This window comes from Aquirufa salirivi (assembly GCF_045310485.1).
GTDB classification, from domain to species: domain Bacteria; phylum Bacteroidota; class Bacteroidia; order Cytophagales; family Spirosomataceae; genus Aquirufa; species Aquirufa salirivi.
The window spans coordinates 128,277-137,744 of the sequence record NZ_JBEWZH010000010.1 but is presented as its reverse complement, the minus strand read 5'-3'; the positions used below and the strand labels follow the sequence as shown (position 1 = coordinate 137,744).

General features: G+C 38.0%; 7 protein-coding genes. 5 read left to right on the top strand and 2 right to left on the bottom strand.

Translation table 11 applies throughout. The features are described 5' to 3' along the window. The first annotated feature begins 461 nt into the window (after positions 1–461). The 4 genes from U0R11_RS13060 to U0R11_RS13045 all read left to right on the top strand — a co-directional run bounded on the left by U0R11_RS13060 (position 462) and on the right by U0R11_RS13045 (position 2,772). Complete coding sequence (locus U0R11_RS13060) at positions 462–683, top strand: response regulator transcription factor (protein ID WP_406752194.1); 222 nt, start codon at positions 462–464, stop codon at positions 681–683. A gap of 487 nt (positions 684–1,170) precedes the next feature. Continuing rightward, entirely contained in the window at positions 1,171–1,566 is a 396-nt protein-coding gene (locus U0R11_RS13055; RefSeq protein ID WP_406752192.1) for a hypothetical protein, read from the top strand. 285 nt (positions 1,567–1,851) lie between these two features. Continuing rightward, positions 1,852–2,076, top strand: a complete 225-nt coding sequence (locus U0R11_RS13050) for a LuxR C-terminal-related transcriptional regulator (RefSeq protein ID WP_406752190.1) — start codon at positions 1,852–1,854, stop codon at positions 2,074–2,076. Positions 2,077–2,235: 159 nt separating this feature from the next. Further along, positions 2,236–2,772: a DUF4199 family protein gene (locus tag U0R11_RS13045; RefSeq protein WP_406752188.1), complete on the top strand. Its 537-nt coding sequence runs from the start codon at positions 2,236–2,238 to the stop codon at positions 2,770–2,772. 126 nt (positions 2,773–2,898) lie between these two features. Here U0R11_RS13045 and pruA read toward each other — a convergent pair whose 3' ends face one another. Together pruA and U0R11_RS13035 are read right to left on the bottom strand one after the other, a co-directional pair. Next, a complete protein-coding gene (gene pruA, locus U0R11_RS13040; RefSeq protein ID WP_406752187.1) occupies positions 2,899–4,524 on the bottom strand; it encodes an L-glutamate gamma-semialdehyde dehydrogenase in 1,626 nt (541 codons plus the stop codon). A 51-nt stretch (positions 4,525–4,575) separates the two neighbouring features. Further along, on the bottom strand, positions 4,576–5,280 hold the full coding sequence (locus U0R11_RS13035; protein WP_406752185.1) for a ComEA family DNA-binding protein: 705 nt from the start codon (positions 5,278–5,280) through the stop codon (positions 4,576–4,578). Positions 5,281–5,581: 301 nt separating this feature from the next. On the opposite strand from U0R11_RS13035, the gene rpoB reads away from it, so the two are divergent. After that, positions 5,582–9,457: a DNA-directed RNA polymerase subunit beta gene (gene rpoB, locus U0R11_RS13030; protein ID WP_406752183.1), complete on the top strand. Its 3,876-nt coding sequence runs from the start codon at positions 5,582–5,584 to the stop codon at positions 9,455–9,457. Positions 9,458–9,468 lie beyond the last annotated feature (11 nt).

The window sequence follows — 9,468 nt, the reverse complement described above, 5'->3', positions numbered from 1 at the left end:
GCCGTTGTAGTCGCTAAATCGGAGTGCAAAGATGTAGGTTTATTTTCCTTATTCCAAATCATTGCTCAAAAAAAATTCATATTTATTATCAACTTCCTGGTAATTCACTGAATATCAAAGAGAAAAAATTTGAAAAAATATATCTTGCAACAACTTCTTAAAAAAAATTATTATTGAAGTGCCAATCGTTCTCTACTTTAAAACCTAATAATATGTCGTTCTATCAATACCCAGAGAATTCATGCTACCTGAGCTGGGAAAAAATCACAAGGCTACACTGGGATCGACTCAACAGATTGCATTGTGTGTGTAAACCATACATAAACTCTATCCGCTTCCTAATAATAAAAATTAGTGCTATTTGTTACAAACCATATAAGCGATAAAGAATCATTACCAAGTAATGATTAATTCACCTATACACTGATTACCTATTGATCTAATCTCATAAATACTTATAAATGAACCCTAAACTTGATCCCACAAATTTTACATTGAGAGAAATTGAAATCATCCTCTTAATTAAAAAAGGATTGTCCTCCCATGAAATTGCCGCTCATTTAAATCTTTCTTTTTTCACCATTAAAAAACACCGAGAAAACATTTTACAAAAAATCGGATGGAAAGGAAAAATGGAATTCCGAAAATTCATTCTACAATTCACATATGCCGATCAAAATTAATACTTTCATATTAATACTTAAAAAAATACAAAAATGTAGGGAATAAATAGGACTTCTTGTCGTATTTCAAATTCAATCATTTAAAATGAACTTTACGATCAATTGAAAAATTGGATTTATCTATCAAGCAAAAAATCGTGATAACCCTTTTCACGAATCAGGTAATTGATTTTTTATAAATGTAGAGAAAGGATTATTAACCCAATAAACCCTTCTCATAAGCAGGTGTCATTTGAAATATTTACTATTCGCACTCTTCTATTTTACATTTTCGTCCATTCATTCGAAAGGAGAGTGCTACAAACTTGCCCAAAAATATACCTATACAAATGCCATTCCCTTAAAGGACTCAATTATTCTCTGTGATACCACAAAACAAGCTAAGACTTTATCTTCTGAAACACCCAAAAAAATAAGCAGGATTCAAGGTCCAATGATCAATTGGATAGGTGTCCTCATTGACGATCCCATATTATGGAATAAAAGGATGAAAAGCTTTTCCATGCATGTCACTAACAAAAAACAAAATTACGATGACTTTGAAATTGAATTCTACAGTCTTGGAAACAATGGACTTCCTGATAAGAAATTAACGAGTGCTCCTTTAGCATTCAGACTATATAAAAAAGCGTGGAACGAATTTGAAATACCAGTATCAATAGAAGTACCAGAAAATGGCATCATCCTTGCCTTTCGATACAAAAAACGGGAAACGGATTGGATGCATCAAGAAAATTCTATTGGATTAGGCGTCTATACCACCAATAAACAATCTTTTCTGATGCATAAGAGTGAATGGGTGGAATTTCCCATATATCAACCCTATCAAAAGAAATATTCCAAAAAAGTAAGCATGATGTTTAAAATAACGACGACCAATTAATTATCATTCCTATAAATCAATGATATTGGAGTTCATCCCTCCCATCTTCAACTTTATTGGCTCTTTCCTAATCTTTAAGATGATCACTTCTATGCTTGTCACCATCATCATTTTCAAAAAAAATGAAGTTCAGCTAACAGAGCAATTACTCTTACATTTCTTGTTTTGGACAGTTCCCTGAAATAGGCAAATGATAACCATTTTCATGATTTTTACCATTACAAAAAACAAGAGGATTAAACGTCAAAGAAAAAAGAATGTTCTAATTATACCCAATCTACTCCAATGATGCTCGCCACTACTCATCCCCATGATTTCACCAACAAGGAAATCCAAATTATTGAACTAATTAAAAAAGGACTTAGCTCCAAAGAGATAGCGGATCAGTTATTTATATCTGAAAATACCGTTAGGCGCCATCGACAGAACATTGCCTGGAAAGCTGGTACCTCGGGAAAAAGTAGTTTTAGAAAATTCATTAAAAACTTTCCGCCTGCGAATTGGACTTGAAATATTACCATTTTAAATAAATATAATTATATCAAATGGTAAAAAAATGGTAGTTAAAGTACCACAATATTTAAATCAGCATCCAAGAACTTTACATCAAGTTGGCCAAGCTTGGTGTATCCCGAAAATAGTTGTGGAAAAGAATAAATATCAATTTTAATGAAAATCGAATATTTTAAAATTGCATCTCTAATGATATTGTACTATTTGTTAGTTTACATCATTTCATACTTTAGTGAAAATGAAGATTCAAATAATACATTAGCGAATTTACTCTTTCTAATTATTGAAATTTCGATTCCATTCTGTTTGTTTTATTATTTCTTTAAACAAAAGATATCCCATGTTAAATCCCTATATTTTTCATGTTTATTGGCTGTTACACTGTGTGCTTTAAGTCATTTGTTCGTAAAAATATTTATTTATCAATATATAGATCCTAAACGTTCTAGCATTATCGCTGACAAAATTGCATCAGGAGTGGTAGCTAGAATGGAGTCGATTGAAAGAGAAAATAATATTAAAATCGACACAGATAAAAGCAAGGAGTATAAAAAAATTTATGATAGAATAAAAGCTAAATATGAAGTAAATGGTATCTTAAAAAGCGCGTTTATGGATATTTTTATTTATTCAATCATTTCTGCACTTTTTGTGTATTTTACTAAAAGAAAAATGTTAAAAGTTAGTCTTTAGCAAAAAGTACACCGATTAAAGGTCTTACTCAGGGTGTGTTTTCAAACAATCATTTACTATCCCACTAGTGCAAATGTGGGGAGTATTGCAAGGAAACACATTAATAACTGAATCATTAACTTTTAATCACCCCAAAAACGGATACTTAAAATCCGTCGGAGAAGAGAATACTTCCTTGACTGTACGTGGTGAAACCCAACGAAGCAAATTCAAATAGGATCCGGCTTTATCATTTGTTCCAGAAGCACGCGCACCACCAAAAGGCTGTTGACCCACTACCGCTCCCGTGCATTTATCATTTAAATACAAATTACCTGCGGCATTTTCTAAGGCTTTAGCCGCTTCCGACAATGCATACGTGTCTTGTGAGAAAATAGCACCCGTTAAGGCATAAGCCGAAGTTTGGTCTACCAAGTTTAAAGTTGCCCTCCAATCGTGATCTGGATAAACATAAATAGTCAATACCGGCCCAAAAATCTCCTCTTCCATGGTGCGGTAATGCGGATTCGTCGTCAATAAAACCGTAGGTTCCACAAAATATCCCTTACTCGCATCAAAGCCTCCTCCAGCAATCACTTCTACTTCTTTTGAATTTTTAGCCTCCTGTACATAGGAAGTAATCTTATCAAATGCTTTTTGATCAATGACCGCATTCACAAAATTGCCAAAATCCTCAGTCACTCCTACTTTTATCTTAGCCAAATCTGATTGCAATTGACTTTTTACGGCAGGCCATAAACTGGCTGGCACATAGGCTCTAGAAGCGGCCGAACATTTTTGACCTTGGTATTCAAAGGCCCCTCGGATCAATCCTGTTACCAATGCTTTCACTTCTGCCGAAGCATGAGCTATCACAAAGTCCTTCCCCCCGGTTTCTCCTACAATACGAGGATATGATTTATAGTTAGCAATATTATTCCCAATATTCTGCCAAATGGTTTGAAATACTTTAGTAGACCCCGTGAAGTGAATCCCAGCAAATTCACGATGCTTAAATACCACCTCCCCTGCTTCAGGGCCGTCGGCAAAGACCAAATTAATCACACCAGCGGGTAAGCCTGCTTCTTCCAAAATTTGCATCAATATGGCAGCGGAATAAATCTGCTGAGGGGCTGGTTTCCAAACTACGGTATTCCCCATCATAGCAGGTGCTGCTGGTAAATTACCCGCAATGGCCGTAAAATTAAAGGGGGTTAAGGCATATACAAATCCTTCCAGTGGTCTATATTCCAATCGATTCCAAACTCCAGGGGATGAAATCGGTTGATCCGCATATATTTGTGCCGCATAATGGGCATTAAAGCGCAAGAAATCCACCCATTCACAAGCAGAATCTATTTCTGCTTGATAAGCATTCTTGGATTGACCTAACATGGTTCTGGCATTTAGTTCCATGCGGTATTTATTGGCCGATAAATCAGCGGCCTTTAAAAAGATGGATACGCGTTCTTGCCAAGTTAATGCTGCCCATGCTGCCTTGGCCGACAAAGCAGATTCGATCGCCTCCGCTATTTCTTTTTTTCCACCTTCATAATAATACCCCAGGATATGTTGGTGATCGTGAGGAACATTCATGGCTACCTTCTTTGACCCTTGAACGGATTTTCCATGAATGCGCATGGGAATCTCCACTTGCTTATTTCGCAATGTGTGAAGTGTATCTTGTAATAATTGGCGTTCAGAACTACCTACAGCATAGGAGTAGATGGGTTCATTGGTAGGCTGTGGTACCTTGAAAAATCCAGTTGACATATCCTTGTATATAATGAAGTGTTAATTTTAAACAAAAGTACGGCATATTTCTCAAGGTTCAAATGAAAGATAAGGACTTAGCTTTTGCCAAACCGCCTCATCAAGCTGTTGTACTTTTTTCAAATCCTCCCAATGTTGAAATGACCCATGTTGCTTACGATAATTCAACACCAAATTGGCTTGTCGATAAGGCAAATAAGGATGCCTAAATTCTTTCCAGTCTGCCTTATTAATGTATAAGTAGCGAAATACTCCTTTACCGACATGAAACTGAGCGATATGTTCATTAACCCAAAGGGTATCCAAACCATAAACTTCTTTCAATTGAGCAGCTCGATGAAAACCTCCCAATTTTTCTCGATAGGCTAAAATTCTTTTGGCAAAGGCTGAACCAATACCTGGCAAAGCTATCCATGCCAAAGAATCGGCTTGATTGATATTGATTTGCCAAGCTTGCTTTTTTTCTCGTTTCAATTCTCGAGTAGGGAAATTGGATTTATGAGATAGATAGTCTCCATGATGAGTAGAGGAAAATTTGCTTTTAGAATAAGCATATATTGGCTGATTCGATTTTTCCATCTCAATCAACGTCTTGGTCCAATAAGTAGGTTGAAAAGAATCCATTACTTGTTGTCGACTTTGGTATTCCATCCAACGGGAAAAGATGTCGGCCAATAATAAAAAGATAAACAGACTCAACAAGCCCAGCATTTCGGATCGTGTCATGCCTAAGATAAAACGGAGGTAATAATGCACTTTGTTTTTCCACATATTTAGAACATCATAATGGCAAGAATAGTATTTTTTTGTGGCGCCTTCTAGCTAAGCTATTGTTTATTAGAAAATTATCAGTAATTTTGCAGGCTATTTTAGGATTAAAGCCCTCTGGGCAAATCCGAGAAGTGGTTCCGAAACAACTTTTCTTTTCGTAGGGAAATGGTCAAGGGACACCACATCTTTTCATCTACGAGGCGTTCAGCTTGATTAATCTCTTCCAAATGGAGGAGAATTTGTGCCCCTAGGGCCATTATTCACATTAATTAAAACGTATAAAGCCTTGAGTAACATCACTGCCACCGGAAGACACAGCTTTGCGAAAACGCAGAGTGTGATCAATTATCCAGATTTTCTGGATATCCAAATCCAATCCTTCCAAGATTTCTTCCAGCTAGAAACAGCAGCTGAAAATCGCACGGACGAGGGTTTATTTAAAGTATTTGCTGAAAATTTTCCTATCGCGGATTCGCGTGAAAATTTCGTTCTTTCATTCGTTGATTACTCTGTAGATCCGCCAAAATATTCGGTAGATGAGTGTATTGATCGTGGATTAACGTATTCAGTGCCTTTAAAAGCCAAGTTGCGATTGATCTGTAATGACACAGACAACGAAGATTTCCAAACCATCGAACAAGAGGTTTTCTTGGGAAATATTCCTTACATGACAGAACGTGGATCCTTTGTGATCAACGGTGCTGAGCGTGTTATTGTATCGCAATTACACCGTTCACCAGGTGTATTCTTCGCGCAATCGAAGCATACCAACGGAACGAAATTGTATTCGGCTCGTATTATTCCATTCAAGGGTTCTTGGATTGAATTTGCTACGGACGTAAACAATGTGATGTACGCATACATTGACCGTAAGAAGAAGTTTCCTGTAACTGTATTGCTTCGTGCCATTGGTTACGGAAATGATAAAGACATCTTAGATTTATTCGGTTTAGCTGAAGAAATTAAAGTTGATAAAAAAATCATCAAAGGCATCGTAGGCCGTCGTTTGGCTGCGAGGGTTTTGAAAACTTGGCAGGAAGACTTCGTAGATGAGGATACTGGTGAGGTAGTTTCAATCGACCGTAACGAAATCTTGATCGAGCGTGATACCGTTATTACGGAGAATGAAGTAGAAACGATTTTAGAATCAGGTTCTTCTACCGTTATTCTTCACAAAGATGATGTGAACGTTTCTGACTACAACATCATTTATAATACCTTACAAAAAGATACTTCAAACTCGGAGAAAGAGGCTGTTGAGGTTATTTATAAGCAATTACGTAACACGGATGCACCAGATGAGCAAACAGCTCGTGACATCATCCAAAACTTATTCTTCTCTGACAAACGTTATGATTTAGGAGAGGTTGGTCGTTACCGTATCAATAAAAAGTTAGGCCATGACATCCCTATGGATGTAAAGGTGTTGACGAAGGAAGATATCATTTCCATCGTGAAGTATTTGATCGGTTTGATTAACTCACGTGCGGTAGTCGATGATATTGACCACTTATCAAACCGTCGTGTTCGTACTGTAGGTGAGCAATTATATGCTCAGTTCGGTGTGGGTCTTGCGCGTATGGCTCGTACCATCAAGGAGCGTATGAACGTACGTGATAATGAAGATTTCAAGCCAGTTGATTTGATCAACGCTCGTACTTTGTCTTCGGTTATTAATTCATTCTTTGGAACGAATCAGCTATCTCAGTTCATGGATCAAACGAATCCATTGGCAGAGATTACGCACAAAAGACGTATGTCTGCTCTTGGGCCAGGTGGTCTTTCTCGTGAAAGAGCTGGTTTTGAGGTTCGTGACGTTCACTATACGCACTACGGTCGTTTGTGTACGATTGAAACTCCAGAGGGTCCAAACATTGGTTTGATTTCCTCACTTTGTGTACATGCCAAAGTGAATTCCATGGGCTTTATTGAAACTCCATACCGCATTATTGACGGTGGTAAGGTAGATGTAAGTAGCCATGTTCAATATTTGACTGCAGAGGAAGAAGATGGTAAGAACATTGTTCAAGCTAATGCTCCTATTGATATTAAGTCGGGTAAATTCTTATCTGATCGTGTTAAGGCTCGTTTTGAAGGTGACTTCCCATTGGTTAATCCAGCAGAAGCACAGTATATGGACGTAGCTCCTAACCAGATTGTTTCGGTAGCGGCATCTATGATTCCATTCTTGGAGCATGATGATGCTAACCGTGCCTTGATGGGATCCAACATGCAACGTCAAGCGGTACCTTTATTAAGACCTGAAGCGCCGATTGTAGGTACAGGTTTAGAGCACCGTGTGGCGATTGACTCCAGAACTTTAGTAGTAGCTGAAGGAGATGGAGTTATTGAGTATGTGGATGCATTGAAGATTGTGGTCAAATATGATCAAACGGAAGATGAAAAAGTTATCAGCTTTGATGGCCCTTCCAAATCATATAAATTAATCAAGTTCCGTAGAACGAACCAAGATACCACCATCAACTTGAAGCCGATTGTTTTCAAAGGTGAGCGTGTTTCAAAAGGACAAGCACTTTGCGAAGGATATGCTACTCAAGGTGGTGAATTAGCTTTAGGACGTAACATGAAAGTGGCATTCATGCCATGGCAAGGTTATAACTTTGAGGATGCGATTGTCATCTCAGAGAAAGTAGTTCGCGATGATATCTTTACATCGATTCACATTGAAGAGTTTGAATTGGAAGTTCGTGATACTAAACGTGGAGAAGAGGAATTAACTTCTGAAATCCCGAACGTATCGGAAGAGACCGTTCGTAACTTGGATGAAAACGGAGTTGTACGTGTAGGTTCTGATGTAAAAGAAGGAGATATTTTAATTGGTAAGATTACTCCTAAAGGAGAATCGGATCCAACTCCAGAAGAAAAATTATTGCGTGCCATCTTTGGTGACAAAGCAGGTGACGTGAAAGATGCTTCGAAGAAAGCACCTCCATCACTTAAAGGTGTGGTAATCGACACGAAATTGTTCGCTCGTCCTAAAAAGGATAAAGAAGAACGTGAAAAGTCGAAAGCTGAGTTGAAAAAAGTGATGAAGCAATATGGTAGAGATTTGTTAGATATTCGTCGTATCATGATCGACAAGACAGTAGCCTTGTTGAACGGTAAGACATCTAACGGAATCAAGCATAAATTCGGAACGGTGATTGTGGAGAAGGGTGTAAAATTCAGTGCGAAAAACATTGAAGAATTATTATTCCCAGACAAAAACTTGTACCGTGATGAGAGTACTTATGCTGTGCCAGAGGAAGCCAATTTACTTTCTGATTTGATCGTAGAAGAAGCTACGGCTGATGCTGAATTAAATGCTCGTTTCTTACAGTTAATCAAAAACTACAACATTCGTCGTAATGAAATCGCTGGTCGATTCAAGCGTGAGCGTTTCGTGTTAGAGGTGGGTGATGAATTACCAGCCGGTATCGTGAAATTGGCGAAGGTATATGTAGCTAAGAAACGTAAGTTGAAAGTAGGAGATAAAATGGCGGGTCGTCACGGTAATAAGGGTGTTGTAGCCCGTATTGTACGTGAGGAAGACATGCCGTTCTTGGAAGATGGAACACCGGTAGATATCGTATTGAATCCACTAGGGGTGCCTTCTCGTATGAACTTAGGTCAGATTTACGAAACTGTATTAGGTTGGGCTGGACAAAAATTAGGTAAGCGTTATGCGACACCAATCTTTGACGGTGGAACGGAGGCAGAAGTTGCTGCTGAGTTAACGCTAGCTGGTTTACCAGATTGGGGCCGTACGTATTTATACAATGGTTTGACGGGTGATAAATTTGATCAACCAGTAACAGTAGGTATTATTTACATGCTGAAATTGGGCCACTTAGTGGATGATAAGATGCACGCTCGTTCGATTGGACCATACTCATTGATTACGCAACAACCATTGGGAGGTAAAGCTCAATTTGGAGGTCAGCGTTTCGGAGAGATGGAAGTATGGGCGCTTGAGGCCTTCGGAGCAGCGAATATCTTGCAAGAGATTTTGACTGTTAAATCCGATGACGTTATCGGCCGTGCTAAAGCATACGAAGCCATCGTAAAAGGTGAGAACATGCCAAAACCAAATATTCCAGAATCATTCAACGTATTGATTCACGAATTACGTGGTTTAGCCTTAGAAATCACCCTAGAGTAAACATACATTAG

What these genes read in the sequence shown, in the direction of transcription:
- U0R11_RS13060 (WP_406752194.1), top strand. Translation starts at nt 462, where the DNA reads ATGAACCCTAAACTTGATCCCACAAATTTTACATTGAGAGAAATTGAA.
- U0R11_RS13055 (WP_406752192.1), top strand. Translation starts at nt 1,171, where the DNA reads ATGAAAAGCTTTTCCATGCATGTCACTAACAAAAAACAAAATTACGAT.
- U0R11_RS13050 (WP_406752190.1), top strand. Translation starts at nt 1,852, where the DNA reads ATGATGCTCGCCACTACTCATCCCCATGATTTCACCAACAAGGAAATC.
- U0R11_RS13045 (WP_406752188.1), top strand. Translation starts at nt 2,236, where the DNA reads ATGAAAATCGAATATTTTAAAATTGCATCTCTAATGATATTGTACTAT.
- pruA (WP_406752187.1), bottom strand. Translation starts at nt 4,524, where the DNA reads ATGTCAACTGGATTTTTCAAGGTACCACAGCCTACCAATGAACCCATC.